This is a genomic window from Myxococcus faecalis, from assembly GCF_050039385.1.
GTDB classification, from domain to species: Bacteria; Myxococcota; Myxococcia; order Myxococcales; family Myxococcaceae; genus Myxococcus; species Myxococcus fulvus.
On sequence record NZ_CP144336.1, the window covers coordinates 2,748,021 to 2,765,103 of the forward strand.

The 17,083-nt window shown below is 70.1% G+C and carries 15 protein-coding genes; 12 read left to right on the plus strand and 3 right to left on the minus strand.

Annotated elements, in window-relative coordinates:
* Positions 1-12: 12 nt before the first annotated feature.
* Positions 13-1,080, minus strand: coding sequence for an alkene reductase (locus VZQ01_RS10740; protein WP_426747773.1), 1,068 nt, complete (start codon positions 1,078-1,080; stop codon positions 13-15).
* Positions 1,081-1,145: 65 nt separating this feature from the next.
* Between VZQ01_RS10740 and VZQ01_RS10745 the strand changes: the two genes are divergently transcribed.
* Complete coding sequence (locus VZQ01_RS10745) at positions 1,146-2,048, plus strand: LysR family transcriptional regulator (protein WP_426747774.1); 903 nt, start codon at positions 1,146-1,148, stop codon at positions 2,046-2,048.
* 60 nt (positions 2,049-2,108) lie between these two features.
* On the opposite strand, the gene VZQ01_RS10750 is transcribed toward VZQ01_RS10745, so the two are convergent.
* Entirely contained in the window at positions 2,109-2,816 is a 708-nt protein-coding gene (locus VZQ01_RS10750; RefSeq protein WP_426747775.1) for a hypothetical protein, read from the minus strand.
* Positions 2,817-2,855: 39 nt separating this feature from the next.
* Positions 2,856-3,698 carry a pirin family protein gene (locus VZQ01_RS10755; protein ID WP_426747776.1) on the minus strand — a complete coding sequence of 281 codons (843 nt, stop codon included), beginning with the start codon at positions 3,696-3,698 and terminating at the stop codon, positions 2,856-2,858.
* 85 nt (positions 3,699-3,783) lie between these two features.
* Here VZQ01_RS10755 and VZQ01_RS10760 point away from each other — a divergent pair, with 85 nt between their 5' ends.
* The 11 genes from VZQ01_RS10760 to dps all read left to right on the plus strand — a co-directional run bounded on the left by VZQ01_RS10760 (position 3,784) and on the right by dps (position 16,928).
* On the plus strand, positions 3,784-4,614 hold the full coding sequence (locus VZQ01_RS10760) for a LysR family transcriptional regulator (protein WP_426747777.1): 831 nt from the start codon (positions 3,784-3,786) through the stop codon (positions 4,612-4,614).
* A 171-nt stretch (positions 4,615-4,785) separates the two neighbouring features.
* Positions 4,786-5,550 (plus strand): hypothetical protein, encoded by a 765-nt coding sequence (locus VZQ01_RS10765; RefSeq protein ID WP_426747778.1) that lies wholly within the window; start codon positions 4,786-4,788, stop codon positions 5,548-5,550.
* 388 nt (positions 5,551-5,938) lie between these two features.
* The gene (locus VZQ01_RS10770) at positions 5,939-7,093 is read left to right on the plus strand and encodes an EGF domain-containing protein (RefSeq protein ID WP_223747846.1); all 1,155 of its coding nucleotides are present in this window, start codon (positions 5,939-5,941) and stop codon (positions 7,091-7,093) included.
* Positions 7,094-7,153: 60 nt separating this feature from the next.
* Positions 7,154-7,792 carry a glutathione S-transferase family protein gene (locus VZQ01_RS10775; RefSeq protein ID WP_223747845.1) on the plus strand — a complete coding sequence of 213 codons (639 nt, stop codon included), beginning with the start codon at positions 7,154-7,156 and terminating at the stop codon, positions 7,790-7,792.
* Between the two features lie 90 nt (positions 7,793-7,882).
* The gene (locus VZQ01_RS10780; protein WP_426747780.1) at positions 7,883-8,986 is read left to right on the plus strand and encodes an alpha/beta hydrolase family protein; all 1,104 of its coding nucleotides are present in this window, start codon (positions 7,883-7,885) and stop codon (positions 8,984-8,986) included.
* Positions 8,987-9,227: 241 nt separating this feature from the next.
* Positions 9,228-10,595, plus strand: a complete 1,368-nt coding sequence (locus VZQ01_RS10785; protein WP_426747781.1) for a TolC family protein — start codon at positions 9,228-9,230, stop codon at positions 10,593-10,595.
* A gap of 28 nt (positions 10,596-10,623) precedes the next feature.
* Complete coding sequence (locus VZQ01_RS10790; protein WP_426747782.1) at positions 10,624-11,715, plus strand: efflux RND transporter periplasmic adaptor subunit; 1,092 nt, start codon at positions 10,624-10,626, stop codon at positions 11,713-11,715.
* 1 nt (position 11,716) lies between these two features.
* Positions 11,717-14,857, plus strand: a complete 3,141-nt coding sequence (locus VZQ01_RS10795; protein WP_426747783.1) for an efflux RND transporter permease subunit — start codon at positions 11,717-11,719, stop codon at positions 14,855-14,857.
* Positions 14,858-15,236: 379 nt separating this feature from the next.
* Positions 15,237-15,791, plus strand: coding sequence for a peroxiredoxin (locus VZQ01_RS10800; RefSeq protein WP_141324803.1), 555 nt, complete (start codon positions 15,237-15,239; stop codon positions 15,789-15,791).
* A 6-nt stretch (positions 15,792-15,797) separates the two neighbouring features.
* Positions 15,798-16,322, plus strand: coding sequence for a carboxymuconolactone decarboxylase family protein (locus VZQ01_RS10805; protein WP_223747840.1), 525 nt, complete (start codon positions 15,798-15,800; stop codon positions 16,320-16,322).
* Positions 16,323-16,451: 129 nt separating this feature from the next.
* Entirely contained in the window at positions 16,452-16,928 is a 477-nt protein-coding gene (gene dps / locus VZQ01_RS10810) for a DNA starvation/stationary phase protection protein Dps (protein ID WP_046711706.1), read from the plus strand.
* Positions 16,929-17,083: the final 155 nt, after the last annotated feature.

Sequence of the window (17,083 nt, forward strand, 5' to 3'; positions counted from 1 at the left end):
GCGCTTCGCGCTTCACCTCGCGGAGGGCGTGCCGCGCGGGTAGTCCGTGTACCCCTCCGCGCCACTCGCATGGAGCAGCTCCTTGCGAATCTCCGCCAGGGGGAGCCCCTCTCGTGCGCGCGTGACGAAGTCGGGGTTCGCGATGAATGGCGAACCGAAGGCCACCAGCTCCGCCTGTCCGGCGGCGAGGGCGGCCTGGGCGCTCTGCGTCGTGAAGCCCCTGTTGGCGATGAGCGTCCCCCCGAAGGCGGCGCGGAGCGCCTTCACCGTCATCGGCAACGCCTGGTGCGAGTTGCCCACCACGTGGACATAGACCAGACCGCTCAGCCTGCCCGCGACGTAGGTGTAGAGCGCGTGGATGTCGTCGTAGAGGGGCATGTCCACGTGGGTGTTGTAGGGCGACAACCGCACGCCCACCCGGTCCGCGCCAATCGCCTCGGCGCAGTCGTGTGCCACCTCCACCAGGAGCCGCGCGCGGTTCTCCAGGCTGCCGCCATGGGCATCCGTGCGCGGGTTCAGGTGCGGATTGAAGAACTGCTCGAACAGGAAGCCATTGGCCCCGTGCAGCTCGATGCCGTCGAAGCCGGCGTCGATGGCGTTCCTCGCGGCCTGGACGAACTCGCGTCGGACCTGGGCCACGTCCCGCGAGGTCATCGCCTCGGGCGTCGAGATGGGCCTGGGCCCCTGGGCGTCGGTGAAGATGTCTCCTTGGGCCGGCACCACGCCCGGCGCCAGCAGTCGCGCCCCCGGCGGCAGGTTGAGCACGTGGCCGACACGGCCGCAGTGCATCACCTGGACGAAGATGTGGCCGCCCGCTTCGTGCACGGCGTCCGTCACCTCACGCCAGCCGGCCACCTGCTCGCGGCTGTAGATGCCCGCCTCACGGGCGAAGCCGAGGCCATTGGGCGAGGGGCTCGTCCCTTCGGTGATGATCAACCCCGCCTCCGCCCGCTGCCGGTAGTAGTCGCGCATCAACGCGTTGGGCGTCCCGCCGATGGCGCGACTTCGCGACATGGGCGCCATGACGACGCGGTTCGACAGCGTGATGCGACCCAATCCGTAGGGAGTGAACAGTGCCATGCGCGGAACATGCGCGGACGAAGGCTTCCGGACAATCGAACCTGAATTGGATACACTGTCCGGATATGCGGACAGTCGACCCGAATGGCATCATCGCGTTCCTGGAGGTCGTCGAGCGCGGCAGCTTCCGGGGCGCCGCGCGGGCGCTGGCCCTGCCCAAGTCGACGGTCAGCCAGCGTGTGGCGGTGCTCGAGGAGCAGCTCGGCGTCCAGTTGCTACTGCGCACCACGCGCACCGTCATGCTCACCGACATCGGCGCCAGCTACCAACGTGAGGTCGCGCCGGCCATGGCCGCGCTGCGTGACGCCGAGGCATTGGTGAACGAGCTGCAGGCGCACCCGAGCGGACGGCTCCGCATGAGCGCGCCGGTCGAGCTCGGCCAGCGGTTGATGGGCGGGGTGCTCGCGGCCTTCGCGCAGCGGTATCCGCAGGTGAAGCTGGAGCTGGAGCTCACCGACAGGGAGGTGAACATGGTCGAGGAGGGACATGACCTGTGCATCCGCGTCGGTCCGCTCCGGGACTCGCAGCTCATCGCCCGCAAGCTCGGCGCGCCCTCGCACGTGGGCATCTTCGGGAGCGCCGCCTATCTCAAGAAGGCGGGCAGACCCAAGCACCCTCGCGAGCTGTCGGCGCACCGGTGCTTGAGCATGGGCAGCTCCACCTCACCGATGACCTGGGCGTTCAGCGGGACGCGGCCCGTGGGCATCCGGCCGGCCATCGCGGTGAACAGCTTCCAGGTGCTGTGCGCGCTGGCGACCGCGGGGGCGGGGCTGGCGCGCCTGCCCCGCGCGCAGGCGAACACGCGCGCCCTGGTGGAGGTCCTCGAACCGTTCGCGCCAGCCCCGCACCAGGCCTTCGCCGTCTATCCGGCGGCGCGGCACCCGAGCGCGGCGCTGCGCGCGATGCTCACGGTGCTGGGCGAGACGTTCGGCTCCTGTGAGGCCGCGGTTCGCGGGGGTGAGCCGTGATGGCCTCGCGGCGGCGGGAGGCGGTGCCCGTCCGGCGCAGCCTCGCCCCCACGGCGCCCCTCACAGGGGCTTGAGCCGGGCCTCGGCCTCGACGTACCGGGCGCGGAGCTTCTCCCATGCGCCGGGCAGGAACGGGTCCTTCCCGCTCGCCATCAACTCCCACACCGACTCCTCGTGGTAGCCGTCCTCATCCAGCGCCTCGGGGACGAAGAACTCCGCGGCCACGTCCTTCGAGGTGAAGTGGAGCGGCAGGCCCCAGCCCTCGCCCGCGAACACCACGGCGTCGAGCTCGGTGGCGTTCACCCCCGTGTGGCCATCGAGCATCACCACGCGGGCCTTCAAGCGCGCCGTGTGCAACTCGGCCGACTCGTCCCCGTGGTCTCCGAAGCAGCCGCCCGTGAGCTCCACCGACTTCGTCACGTAGCAGCACGCGCTGCCGCTGAAGCGCAGGTTCCTGGCGCGCACCTCGCCGAACACCACGAACAAGCTGATGTCGTAGGGGCTCGTCGACAGGTCGATGTCGCCGGCCACCTCGAGGTCGCCATCCACCACGAGAATCCACGGAGACTCGGGGACGAGCTTCTCGAGTCGCACGGGCCCGGTCGCCAGATGAATCTCGGGCACGGGATTGTCGTGCTGCCCGGCCCGCTCCTGGATGTGCTCGAGGTTCTGGACGAACCAGCTGAAGGTCTCCGCTTCGTTCGCGGCCTCGAAGCGGGCCTTGAGCTCGTCGAGCGGGACAACGCGCGTTGCCAGGTGGGGGGACATCGGGCCGTCATATCAAACGCGGCCCGCGCCCAGCGTGCGTCAGGCCACGTCGATGAAGATGGCGGCGCTCCCGGTGGCCGCGCTCAGCTGGACCTCGCCCTCCCCCAGCTGCGCGCCCTCGCCGAGCGCCAGGTCCACGCCCGAGCCACCTCCCACCGCCTCCACCCGGACGGGCCCCGTCGTCGCGAGCAGGTAGCCACGACGGGCACGGCCGATGGTGAGCCGCTCCGACCGGCCCGCGGCGAGCGGGAGCCACCAGACCTTCACGTCCGCGCGCAGCGACATGCCCTCGTCGCCCGCGATGAGCTGGCGCCCTCCCCCCGAGAAGTCGCGCGACGAGTAGACCGGCGGCCCCCCATGGGTGTTCGGCCGGAACCACAGCTGGAGCATCCGCGTGGGGCTGTCCGTGTCGTTCCCCTCCGCGTGCACCATGCCATCCCGCGCGGAGATCAACTGCGCGGTCCTGGCGCCCATCGTGGCGCCGTGCGCCTGGTCTCCGTGGTGGGACAGCGTCCCGTCCACGACGATGCTGAGGATCTCCATCTCCTCGTGTGGATGGAGCGGGAAGCGCGACTTCGGCGCGAACGTCGCGTCCGCGAGGACGAGCAGCGGCCCCAGCGGCTTCCCCCGTCCGGCCTGGGGCCCCACCGTCGCCACGAAGTGGTCACGGAGCGAGAGCCACGAGAGCGTGGTTCGGGGCAGGGAGGCGAGCGGACGGTGTTCGAGGTGCGGCATGGGCGTGCTCTTTTCGGTGCGACAGCCGGAGAGGGCGACGGCGCTCCCGGCAACGAACGCTCGACGGGAGAGCGTCACGACGTGCGCCTGGGAGGCGTCGTCGGGCGACCCGGTGCCCGAGCGGCGGAAGGTGGGGTGGCGGGCCATCAGCGCGTCCTCCTACGTGGTGGGATTGATAGCCGGGCACGCCTCGTTTGACACCTGCGCGTGGGCGCACAGAGGATGTGCGCCCATGCACATCTCCTGGGATGAGATTCAGACCCTCGAGGCGCTCGTCCGCACTGGCAGCATCGAGGCCGCGGGGCGCGAGCTGTCGCTGCGCCACTCCTCCGTCTCCAGACGCATCGCCGCGCTGGAGGCGCGCCTGGGAACGGCGCTCTTCGCGCGGGGTGCGCGCCTGGTGCCAGGCACGCTGACGCTGCGAATCGCCGAGCGGGCCGCGCCCATGCGCGATGCGGCCCGGGACATCGAGGGCTTCCTGGGGTCCGAGCGGCGGGGTCGGGAGCGGACCGTGGTCGTCACGACCAGCGACGTGCTGGCGCCGCTCCTGTTCCGCGCGCTCGCGAAGGCACGCCCCGCGCAGGCGGTGGAGGTCCTCGTGAGCGACGACGAGCTGGAGCTCTTGCCCGGCCAGGTCGACCTGGCGCTGCGCCCCGGCCAGAACCCGAGCGGCTCGCTGCGCGGTCGGAGGCTCGGGCGGCTGAAGGTCGGCGTCTACCGCGCGAAGGGCGGAAATGCGGACTGGCTCCAGCCGAGCGCCGAGCTGCGCGCCAAGTCCTCGATGCGCTGGTGGCGCGAGGTGCCCGGGGCTTCGCCGGGCGCGGTGACGTGCAATTCACTCCTGGCCATGCGGGACGCGTGCTGCGTGGGGCTTGGGAGGGCCGCGCTCCCGTCCTTCCTCGCGCATGGAGATGCCCGGCTGCAGTTGGAGCGGGAGCTCGACGGTGGGCCACCGCTCTGGCTCCTCGCGCCGATGGCTCGCGGCGTCCCCAAGGCGCTTCGAGAGACCCAGAGCGACATCTTCACCGCGCTGCGCTCGACGGAGGACGCCTTCGCCGAGTAGCGCGGAGGTCACGCGAGCATCAGGGACGAAGCTCCCCGAGCAGACGCAACGTGACCTCTGTCCATGGCGGCGCCATCATCGATTTCGGCATCCAGCCCCTCGACGACGCGGTCCTCGAGCGTCCGCCATGTTATGCGGTTTCGCCCAAGCATCTCCGCCACGGAGCAAGCCATGCGCAGCCTCATCCTCTGGACCCTGTTGTTGTTCGCCACGGAGAGCCTGGCCGTCGAGACCCGGCTCGTCGTCCGGGCGCGCGCCCGGGACGGCAAGTTCGTCGGGACGTCCATGGGCGGCGTGCAGGTGGTGCTCCGCGATGCACGGACGGGTCAGGTGCTGACCCAGGGCGTCACCGCCGGCTCGACGGGCAACACCCAGACGCTGATGAAGCAGCCCCAGGTGCGCGGCGCGCCGCTCGCGGACGAGGCCTCCGCGAAGTACACGGCCACGGTGGACCTCACCGAGCCGACCCAGGTGACGGTGGAGGTCTCGGGGCCCCTCGCGCAGCGGCAGGCGCTCGCCACCAGCACGACGCAACTGTGGCTCCTGCCCGGCAAGCACGTCGAGGGCGATGGCCTCATCCTGGAGCTGCCCGGCTTCGTCGTCGACGTGGTGACGCCGTCCGCGCAGGAGTTCATCAAGCTGCCGGCCGACAAGAAGCTCACCGTGCCACTCCGCGCCAACCTGGTGCTCATGTGTGGCTGCTCCACCGAGCCCAACGGCATCTGGGACTCCAATCGGTACGAGCTGCGGGCCTCCGTGAAGCACAACGGCAAGCCCCTCTCCCAGGTCCCCCTGAAGTTCGCCGGGAAGACCAGCACCTACGAGGCCGCGCTGTCCGTGCAGCAGCCGGGCATCTACGAAGTCACCGTGACGGCGTTCGACCCCGCCACCGGAAACTCCGGCGTCGACTCCACCACGTTCGTCGTCGAGCAGTAGCGCGGCGCCTGTCCGCCCCTGAACGAGCGGACGCCGCCTCCGAGTCGGAGTCAGCGTCCGCAAGTCACCAGGAGGCCGACACCGCCGCGGCTCCGTGCGCCCGAAATGGAAGACTCGCGCTCGGGGTGGATTCGACTTCCCCGAGGGGAAGGCTCATGCCCGGGCGCCATCTCCTGACAGCGGGCCATCGGAGCGTGACATGCAAACCGAGACAAAGACTCTCTTCGCGAAGGGGTGGGGCACGGCGTGTGTCCTGACACTGATGGGAGCCTGTAGCGGTGGGCTCGAGCCCGCCACTGACGAAGCGGCGCTCACCCGCCTCGTCCCAGAGGAGCGCGCCGGCCCGGTCCCGACACCGCTGGCGTCACAGCCATCGTATGCCCAAGCCGTGGACTCGACCTCCACGGCGGGCGTGCTCCAACCCGCGCAAGCGCTGGGTCCGCCCGATGGACAGGCGGCGCTGGTGCTGAGCCTCCCTGGCGCGGCGCTGGTGCTGGACATGGGAGAGGGCACCGAGGGGACGGGAGACCTGGAGGTCTCCTATCGGAACGCGACGGTGGAGGTCCTCACGTGGGTGGAGTTCCTGCGCGCGGACAAGAGCGTCATCAGCACCGGCCCGCTGCGGCTGGCGAACCTGGAGCTGGGCACGCACACCACCACAGTGCCGTACCAGGACAAGCCCGTCCCCTATCGCTATGTGCGGATGACAGGCGTGCTCGCGCTCTACGGGGTGGACGCGGTGCGGAACATGGGCTCCGACGGCATCACCTGTGGCGACGGCCAGCCGAACGAAGGCGAGACGTGCGACGACGCGAACCGCACCTCGGGGGACGGATGCAGCCGCGACTGCCAGAAGGAGGCGGGGTTCAGGTGCGAAAGCACCCCCAGCGTCTGCACGGACATCGACGAGTGCGCGGAACGGCTCGACAACTGCGCCGCGGGCTTCTCCTGCATCAACAGGCCGGGAAGCTTCTTCTGCTGGGAGGGCGTCTGCCGGCCGCCCCACTCCGTCTGCGGCAATCAGTGCTTCAACCTGTATACGGACAAGGAGAACTGCGGACGCTGCGGCAATCGCTGTGGCTGGAGGGATGTCTGTGCTCGTGGCGTGTGCAAGACCATCGGCAAGCTGGCCTTCACCCTGTCCTGGAGCCGGCCGGGGAACGGAGACCTCATCGTGAGGGCCCCCGGCGGCATCCATTACAGCGCCCAGAACCCAGGACCGGAGGGACAGGAGCTGTTCGTCTTCGATGACCAGGATGGGAAGGGGCCGGAGGTCGTCTACTGGGCGCCGGGCGTCGAGCCAGACCTCGGCGACTACAACATCTGCTTCGAAGCCAGGTCCTTCGACCCGGCCCCCAGCTTCAACAATCCGGTCAGCGCCTCCGCGACGTACCTGGGCCCCTGGAATGGAACCACCCACCTGGGCAGCACCACCGTCACCGCCCACTCCACGGGAGAACCGGAGTGCGGACGGCCCACCCGTGGTTTCGTGGGGCGGATGACCTACTGGGGCCGCTTCGCTCCGGAGCCTTCCGCTCCGTAGGCCCCCACGCGAAGTATCCTGACATCCCCCTGTCACTCCAGGTGCGTAGAGCTTCCGCTCATGAAACTCTACTTCCATCCGATGTCCGGCAACTCGCGCCGCGTGCTGCTCGTCGCCACCCACCTCGACGTGCCCCTCGAGCGCGTCATGGTGGACCTGCCCAAGGGCGAGCAGCGCGCGGCGTCGCACCTGGGTCGCAACCCCAACGGGCTCGTCCCCGTCCTCGACGACGACGGCTTCCTGCTCTGGGAGTCTCGCGCCATCATGCAGTACCTGGTCGAGCTGACACCGGGACAGACGCTGCTCCCCACGGAGGCGCGCGGGCGCGCGGACGTGAGCCGCTGGCTCTTCTGGTGCTCGGCGCACATGGCGCCGGCGTGCACCATCCTGGTCCAGGAGAACTTCGTGAAGGCGATGACGGGCCGTGGACCGCCGGACCCCGCCGAGGTCGCGCGGGGGGAAGCGCTCTTCGCGAAGTACGCACGCCTCCTGGACGAGCACCTCGCGGGCAAGACGTGGGTCTCGCAGGAGCGCCTGACGCTCGCGGACTTCTCGCTGGCCGCGGGGTTCGCGCTCGCAGGACCGGCGCGCCTGCCGCTCGGGGATTTTCCGAACGTCCGGACGTGGCTCGGCCGCGTGCAGGAGCTCGAGGCGTGGAAGCGCACCGCTCCGACCCTGCCGCTGCCGGCTCGCGGCTGAGTCGAGCGGAGACGGCCTTGGGGTGAAATCGGGGACGGGCGAGAAGGCGAGGTTGCAATCGGGCCCCCCCTGGAGCGTTCCTTGAGCGCCATGGCCCCTCGTCCACTTCGAGCCCCCCGTCCCCACTTCGCCCACCTTCGCTCGGGAGTCCTCGGGCTCGCGCTCCTGATGGGTGGATGTGCCACCTCCCGCCCCGCCCCCGGCGTGGCGGCCGCGTCACCGGACGGTGCCGACGCGGCCCATGCGGTGGGCTTCACATCGCTCAGCTACACGGATGCGGCGCGCCAGCGGGTGTTGAAGACGGTGGTCTGGTATCCGGCGGCCGAGGGCACGCGGATGGAGGAGCACCCGACGTCGCCCATCTTCGTGCCCTTCGTCGCCGCGAAGGACGCGCCGGTGTCCACGGCCCACGCGCGCTGGCCGCTCGTCGTCCTGTCCCACGGCAACGGCGGCGCGGCCATCAACATGTCGTGGTTCGGCGCGCACCTGGCGGCCCATGGGTTCATCGTCATGTCGGTGGACCACCCCGGCAACACCTATGGCGACACGAGCCCCGAGGGCTATGTGCGCGGCTGGGAGCGGCCCCAGGACTTCACGGCCTTGTTGGATGCGGTGTCGAAGGACGCGGTCTGGGGGCCCCGGGTGGATGCCGGGCGCATCGGCGCGGCGGGACACTCCATGGGGGGCTACACGGCGCTCGCGCTGGTGGGGGCGCGGCTCAACCTGTCGCCCATCATGCAGGGGTGCACCTCGCCGGAGACGCGCGCGCACCCGGGCTGCGATGAGCTGCGCGATGTGGACTACAGCCGCATCGACCTCGCGGTGGCACGGGCGTCGTACAAGGATGCCCGGGTGAGGGCGGCCTTCTCCATGGCCCCCGGCATGGCGGGGAGCTACGAGGCGCGGGACGTCGCGGACATCGACGTACCGGTGGCGCTGGTGCTGGCCCAGGGGGACGAGCTGATGCCCCACGCGCAGAACGGCATGCACCTGGCGAAGCTGTTGCCCTCGGCGAAGACGGTGGTGCTGGAGGACGCGGCGCACTTCACCTTCCTGCCCCGGTGCACGGAGCTCGGATTCAAGGTGGCGGAGATGCTGTGTCGGGACGCCACGCCCGGGACGCGAGGGGCCTCGCAAGCTCGGACGCTCGCGGAGGCCGTGGCGTTCTTCCGGCGGACGCTCGGCGGCGACTGAGCGGGACTCGCCGGTCCCGTTCGCCGACGGATGGACCCCGTTCGCCGCTCGCGCGGGCCCGCTGACAGAACACTCCACCCGCGTGCTGCTCGCGCGGGCACCGTGCCTCCACGACCTGTTGCCTGGAGGCATGTCCCATGTCGTGCAAGCGGCGCGCTGTCCTTCTCCTCGCCGTCGGTCTGGCGTCATGTGCGACCGAGGATGACGGCGCCCCCCAGACGGCCGTGGGCGGCACGCCATCGTGAGTCACCACTCACGGGGCGTTCGTCGACTGGCGCTCGCCCTCGTCCTCGTCGCCGTTCCGACACACGCCGAGCCGCTGCCTCCGCTCAAGGTCGAGGACGCGATGCTCAGCCCCGTCCCTCCCGCACCCCGGCTCGTGAGGAGCTGGGGTGAGGCGCTCGCGCTCGTCCGGGAACGGTCCACGGATTTGCGCGGCGCCGAAGCGGGCGTGGAGCGCGCGAGCGGCCGCTGGCGACAGGCGCTCTCGGCGCTGCTGCCCCAGGCACGCACCCAGGTGGCGGTGGCCCAGGACCTCCTCAATCCCTCCCTGGCCCCAGGTGTTCTTCCCGGGGCGGCAGGGGACGACCGCACCGCCACCCAGCCCGCGCTCACGCTCACGACCACGCTGACCCAGTCGCTCGTCGACCCGGGCGCGTGGCGAGGCCTGTCCTCCGCGCGAGAAGCCGAGGCCGGCGCGGTGGCCACGCTCCAGGACCTCCGCCGTCGCCTCGTCCTCGGGCTCGCGCAGGCCCTCGTGGCCACGGTCGCCGCCGAACGCGCGGCCGAGATGAACCGTGTCGGCCTGCTGCGCGCCCTGGAGCGCGCCGCCCTCACGCAGCGCGCCTTCGAGCTGGGCGCGGGCAACCAACTGGACGTGGTGCGCGTCCAGCAGGACGTGGCGGTGGCGCGCGGCGCGCTCGTCGCGGGGGACGAGCAACTGCGACGGACTCGCGAGGCGCTGGGACTCGCGCTCGGCTTCGGAGAGTCGATAGGCGTCGACCCATCCTTCGACCTGCACGGGCTGGTGGATGACACCCGGCGGGACTGCGTCGCGCTGGAGAACCTGGACGCGCGGGCGGACCTCGTGGCGGCGCGGACGCAGGTGGCCGCGGCTCGTGACAGTCGGAGACAAGCGGTCGCGGGATATCTCCCCACCCTCGGTGTCAGCAGCACGCTCCTCGGCCTCACCACGGAGCCGGGCTTCGGCCGCTTCGCGACGTGGAGCGTCTCCGCCGTGCTCTCCCTGCCACTCTGGGAGGGTGGCCTGCGAGAAGGACTCGTGCGCGAGCGCGCGGGCCTGGAGAAACAGGCGGAGGCCCAACTGGAGGACACCCGCCGCGACGTCGCGGTGGAGATGGCACGCGCACGTCGGAGCGTGGAGGTGGCCGAGTCCCTGGTGAAGACGGCGGTGGCGTCACGTGACCTCGCCGAGCGCACCGACCAGCTCACCCGCCGCGCGTTCGAGGTGGGCCGAGGCAGCAGCCTGGAGCTGGTGCAGAGCGGCACGGCCCTGCGAGAGGCCGAGCTGAACCTGGTGCTGCGTGAGTTCCAGCGCGTCCAGGCCCACCTGGATGCCTTCCTCACGGAGGCCCGATGCAACGGATGAAGCCCCTGGTGCACCCCTGGAGACTCGGATGAAGCGGCTGTGGAGTGTGGCGTTGTGGGTGGTGTTGGGGTGCTCGGGGAAGAAGGCGGCTCCAGCCGCGCCCGAGCCTCGGGAAATCGACGTGGTCACCGTGGCCCCTCGCGAAGTGCGCGACACAGGGGAGTACCTGGGCAGCCTGCTGTCGCGACAGAGCGTCACGGTGCTCCCCCGGGTGGACGGCTACGTGCGCCGCATCCACGTGCGCCCGGGCCAGCACGTGGAGTCAGGTGCACCGCTCCTCGAGGTCGACTCCCGCGTGGAGACCGCCGCGCTCGACGGTGCGCAGGCGCAGCTCAGCTCCGCGCGGGTCGACCTGGAGCTGGCTCGCCGCACGCTGACCCGCACCCAGGCGCTGCGTCAGGAGGGGCTCGCCAGCGCGCAGGAACTGGAGAGCACCCAGGCCCGCGTCGAGGCCGCCCAGGCCACCGAGCGCGCGGCCTCGGCCCAGGTCGCCCAGCGCCAGGTGCAGCTCCAGTTCCACGTCATCCGCGCGCCCTTCGCCGGCACCGTCGACGACGTGCTCGCCCGTGAAGGCGACTTCGTCACCGCCTCCACCCCGCTCACCCGCGTCGCCCAGGCCGAAATCCTCGAGGTGAGCGTGTCCGTGCCATCTCATCGCGCCCGCTCGCTGAAGCCCGACACGGTGATGGAGGTGCTCGACGCGAAAGGCGAGGTGCTGCTCACCAGCCCCCTCTTCTTCGTCGCGCCCCAGGCCGACCCTCGCACCCAGCTGGTCGAGGTGAAGGCCGCGTTCCAGAACACCCAGGGCCTGCGCCCCAGTGAGCTGGTGCGAGCGCGCCTCGTCTATTCCGTGCGCGACGCGCTCCAGATTCCCGCGCTCGCGGTAGTGCGTCAGAGCGGCCAGCCCTTCGCCCTCGTGGTGCGCGAGAAGGACGGCGCCACCGTGGTGGAGCGCCGGCCCATCACCCTCGGCGCGCTCGGCGAGCGCAGCTACGTCGTGGAGCAGGGCCTGGAGACAGGCGAGCGCGTGGCCGTCTCGTTCCTGCAGGCCCTGCGCGACGGCGCGCCCGTGAAGGTGAAGGCCTCGCTGCACACCGCCACGCGGATGAACGGACGCTGACATGTTCATCGACTTCTTCATCCGCCGGCCCGTCTTCGCCATCGTCTGCTCCATCCTGCTGACGCTGGTGGGCCTCATCGCCATCCCCACCCTGCCCGTCGCGCAGTACCCGGACCTGGCGCCGCCCCAGGTCACCGTGTCCGCCACCTACGTGGGCGCCAGCGCGGAGGTCGTCGAGAGCGCCGTCACCATCCCCCTGGAGCAGGAGCTCAACGGGGTGGAGGGAATGCGCTACATCTCCTCCACCAGCGGCAACGACGGCACCAGCAACGTCACCATCACCTTCGAGGCCACGCGCGACATCGAGGTCGCCGCCGTGGACGTGCAGAACCGCGTCAGCCGCGCCGCCGCGCGACTGCCCGCCCAGGTGAACCAGACGGGCATCGTGGTCAACAAGGCCTCCAGCCAGATCCTCCTCTCCGTCGCGCTCTACAGCCCGGATGACCGCTACGACGCGAAGTTCCTCTCCAACTACGCGGATGTGAATCTCAAGGACGCCATCAAGCGCGTGCGCGGCGTGGGCGACGTGCGCATCTTCGGCGAGCGCAAGTTCTCCATGCGCGTGTGGCTGGACCCCACCGAGCTCGCCCGCCGCAAGCTCACGCCCCTGGACGTGACGCGCGCCCTCCAGGAGCAGAACCTCCAGGTGGCCGCGGGACAGGTGGGCCAACCCCCGTCCGAGGAGGACCAGCCCTACCAGCTCGCGGTGCGCGCCCGCGGCCGCCTCATCGAGCCGGAGGAGTTCGGCGACATCGTCCTCATGCGGGACGAAAGCGGCAGGGCCGTGCGCATGAAGGACGTGGCCCGCGTGGAGCTGGGCGCGGAGAACTACGGCACCCTCTTGCGCTTCAGCGGCAAGCAGGCCGTGGGCATCGCCACCTTCCAGCTCCCCACCGCCAACGCGCTCGAGGTGCGTGACGCCGTCCTCGCCGAGCTGCAACGCCTGTCCGCCCAGTTCCCTCCGGGCATGGAGTACCAGACGGGCACCGACACCACGCTCGCGGTGCGCGCCACCCTGCGCGAGGTGGTCCGCACGCTGGTGGAGGCCATCGTCCTGGTCGTCCTGGTCATCTTCCTGTTCCTCCACGGCTGGCGCAGCGTCCTCATCACCGCGCTCACCCTCCCCGTCTCCCTCGTCGGCACCTTCGCCTTCGTGAAGCTGCTCGACTTCTCCATCAACACGCTCACCCTCTTCGGCCTCACCCTGGCCACGGGCCTCGTCGTGGACGACGCCATCGTCGTCATCGAGAACATCGAGCGGCTGATGCTGGAGCGGAAGCTGACCGCCGCCGAGGCCGCGCGCGAGGGCATGAAGGAGGTGTCCGGCGCCGTCATCGCCATCTCCATCGTGCTGGTGGCGGTGTTCCTCCCGGTGGCCCTCTTCCCCGGCACCACCGGCGCCATCTACCGCCAGTTCGCGCTCACCATCGCCGCGTCCGTGGCCCTCTCCACCTTCTGCGCCCTCACCCTCACCCCCGCGCTCGCCGCGCGCATGCTGTCCCACCACACCGGGGACAAGTGGGTCTTCTTCCGTCAGGTGGACCGCGTGCTCGACCAGACGCGCCTCCTGTACGGCCGAGGACTGCGCCGGCTCCTCGCGCACCCGGCCCTCATCCTCGGCGCCTTCCTCCTGTGCGTCGTCGCCACGGCCGCGCTGGTCGTCGTCACGCCCACGGGCTTCATCCCCGACGAGGACCAGGGCTACCTGCTGGTCACCGTGCAGGGCCCCGAGGGCACGTCCCTCTCCCAGACGCAGAAGGTCATGGCCGAGGTGGAGCAGGTGCTGCTCGCCCAGCCGGAGGTGCGCGCCATCTTCGCCAACGGCGGCATGTCCCCGCAGGGCACCGGCTCCAACCTGGCCAACATCTTCGTCCCCCTGAAGCCCTGGGACGAGCGGACCGGAAAGGACCAGAGCGTGGCCGCGCTCGTCGAGCGGCTGCGCGCCCCCTTGAGCCGCATCGGCGGCGCGCGCGTGGTGCCCTTCCAGCCGCCCGCCATCCGGGGCGTCGGTGCCGTGGGCGGCTTCCAGTTCGTCGTCGAGGACACCGCGGGCGTAAGCTCCCTGGACCAGCTCGCCTCCGCCGCGCGGCAGCTCATGGCCCAGGGCAACGAGGACGGCCGGCTGCGCGGCGTCTTCACCGGCTTCAACGCGGACACGCCGCTGCTCGACGTGGAGGTGGACCGCCAGCTCGCCAAGGCCGTGGGCGTGCCCATCGACCAGATCTTCAGCACGCTCCAGGTCTACATGGGCAGCCAGTACATCAACGACTTCAACTACGCGAACCGCGCGTACCGCGTCTACGTGCAGGCCGAGCAGCAGTTCCGCGACAGCCCCGCGGACATCGCCGCCTTCTACGTGCGCAGCGACACCGGCGACATGATTCCGCTCGAGTCCCTGGTGAAGGTCCAGCCCACCATCTCCGCGCAGCTCATCCGCCACCACAACCTGTTCCGCGCCGTGGAGCTGAGCGGCCAGGCCGCGCCCGGCGTCTCCTCGGGCCAGGCCATGGAGGCCATGGAGGAGCTCGCCGCCCGGCACCTGCCCCAGGGCATGAGCGCCGAATGGACAGGCATCAGCCTGGAGCAGAAAGAGAGCGGCGGCCAATCCCTGCTCATCTTCGGCCTGGGCCTGCTCTTCGTCTTCCTGGTCCTCGCCGCCCAGTACGAGAGCTTCAGCCTGCCCCTCGTCATCATCCTCTCGGTGCCGCTCGCCATCCTCGGCGCGCTCGGCCTGCAGCTCTTGCGCGGCCAGGCCAACGACGTGTTCTGCCAGCTGGGGCTGGTGATGCTCGTGGGGCTCGCCAGCAAGAACGCCATCCTCATCGTCGAGTTCGCCGAGCAGCTGCGCGCCCAGGGCCGGAGCATCACCGACGCCGTGGTGGAGGCCGCCGAGGTCCGCCTGCGCCCCATCCTCATGACGTCCACCGCCTTCCTGCTCGGCGTGGTGCCCATGATGACCGCGTCGGGCGCGGGCGCGGGCTCACGCAACTCGCTGGGGACGGCCGTGTTCGGCGGCATGCTCGTCTCCACGGTGGTGAACCTCGTGTTCATCCCCGGCCTCTACGTGCTGGTGCAGAAGCTGCGCGGCGAGGCCAAGCTGGCCGCCCCCGACGCACGCGTTGTCGCCACGCCCTCGCACTGAGGAACGAAGGCCCTGTCACCGGCCCGGGCACCCACATGTCGGGGCCCGGGCCTTTTCAGTTGGCGGCCCATCAATCGGGCGTCTGCCCGCCTGTACCGCGTGCAACCTCGCGAGAGTTCTCGTATTTTCCGCCGGCTCTCCAGCCGTGATGGAGGGCACTCCACCGGCCCGGCTGTTCATCCACCGAAATTGCAGTGGCGAGTGCCACCGACATTTCGTTATTCACCGCCCCGGCGGCAGTGACTCGCAGGGGATGGAAGCCAAGTCCCCGGAATCATTGCAGTGGATGGGCTGGCACGAAGACTGCTGTAGCAGTGCGCAAGAAGACACCTTCCCAGGGGCCATCCCCGGCCCCCCAAACCCAAGGAGCAGTAACGACATGCTGACCGTTGGCGACAAGATCCCGAGCTTCAAGGTCAAGGCCACCGTGAGCCTGGAGAAGGGCAAGGAGTTCCAGGAGATCACGAACGAGACGTACAAGGGCAAGTGGCTGGTGCTGTTTGCCTGGCCGAAGGACTTCACGTTCATCTGCCCCACGGAGATCGCGGAGTTCGGCAAGAAGAACAAGGACTTCCAGGACCGTGACGCGCAGGTGCTGGGCCTGAGCACCGACAGCGAGTTCGTGCACCACGCGTGGCGCACGCACCACCCGGACCTGAAGAACCTGCCCTTCCCGATGCTGGCAGACCTGAAGCACGAGCTGTGCAACGCGCTGGGCATCCTCCACAAGGAGGAGGGCGTGGCGCTGCGCGCGACGTTCATCGCGGACCCCGAGGGCATCATCCGCCACGTGACGGTGAACGACCTGTCCGTGGGCCGCAACGTCTCCGAGACCGTGCGCACGCTGGACGCGCTCCAGACGGACGAGCTGTGCCCCTGCAACTGGAGCAAGGGCGAGGAGACCCTCACCCAGAAGCTGGCGAAGGCGGGGTAAAGCATCATGGCCTCACTCGAAGTCGTCCGCGCGGAACTCACGGACGCCCACAAGGACACCCGCCTCAACCTCCAGGCCGTCCTGGAAGGCGGCAGCCTCACCCCGGAGCAGCGCTGGGGCGTGGCCGTCGCGTGCGCCTTCGCCGCTCGGAATGAGCGGCTGAAGGAGGCGATGTTGAACGAGGCGCGGAAGGCACTCACGAACGCCGAGCCCGTCATCGAGGATGCGCGCGCCGCCGCCTCGCTGATGGCGATGAACAACGTCTACTACCGCTTCCGGCACATGATCGGGAAGGAGTCCTACTCGACCAAGCGGGCCGGTTTGCGGATGAACAGGCTGGCGCAGGTGCTGACCAACAAGGTGGACTTCGAGCTGGTCTGCCTCGCGGTGAGCGCCATCAACGGCTGCGAGATGTGCATGCAGTCCCACGAGAAGGTCGTCCTCGAGGGCGGCCTGTCGGAGGACCAGGTGCACGACGCGGTCCGCGTCGCGTCGGTCATCCACGCCGCGGCGGTGGGTCTGGAGTCGTAAGGCTTCCAGCCGCGAGTCACTGACGTGATGAGAGGCGCCCTCCGGTGGAGACACCGGGGGGCGCTTCCTTTTCCGGCGCCGCGCATCCAACGGGCGTCCAGAACGAACGAGCACGAAAGGAAAGCCATCATGTACCGCAGCCCCAGCCCCCTTCCCGAGAAGACCCGCGCCTCCGTCGTCGAATCCCTCAACGCCCGACTGGCGGACGGCCTGGACCTGCATTCGCAGATCAAGGTGGCCCACTGGAACATCAAGGGCCCGCAGTTCGCGGCGCTGCACCCGCTGTTCGAGACCTTCGCGGTGAGCCTGGCCAATCACAACGACTCCATCGCGGAGCGCGCGGTGACGCTGGGTGGCAAGGCCTACGGCACCACCCGCCACGTGGGCAAGGCGAGCCGCCTGCCGGAGTACCCGCAGGAGACCACCAAGGATTTGGAGCACGTGAAGCTCCTGGCCGAGCGCATCGAGGTGTACCTGGACGGCCTGCGTGAGAGCCGCAAGCTGTTCGTCGAGGTGGACGACGCGGACTCCGAGGACCTGGCCACCGGCATCATCGTGGAGTTCGAGAAGCACGCCTGGTTCCTGCGCGCGTCGCTGGAGAGCTGAGACAGCCCTGTCACGTGCGGCGCGTGTGCCCGGAGTGTGCACCGCGCTTCACGCCCCTCGCGGGGGGAGGATTCGGCCTTCCCCTGTCCTTCCGCGAGGTTGCCTCCAGGCACAGCGGTTGCTCTCCCAGGGTGCACCCCGCCCGCGAAGGCGCG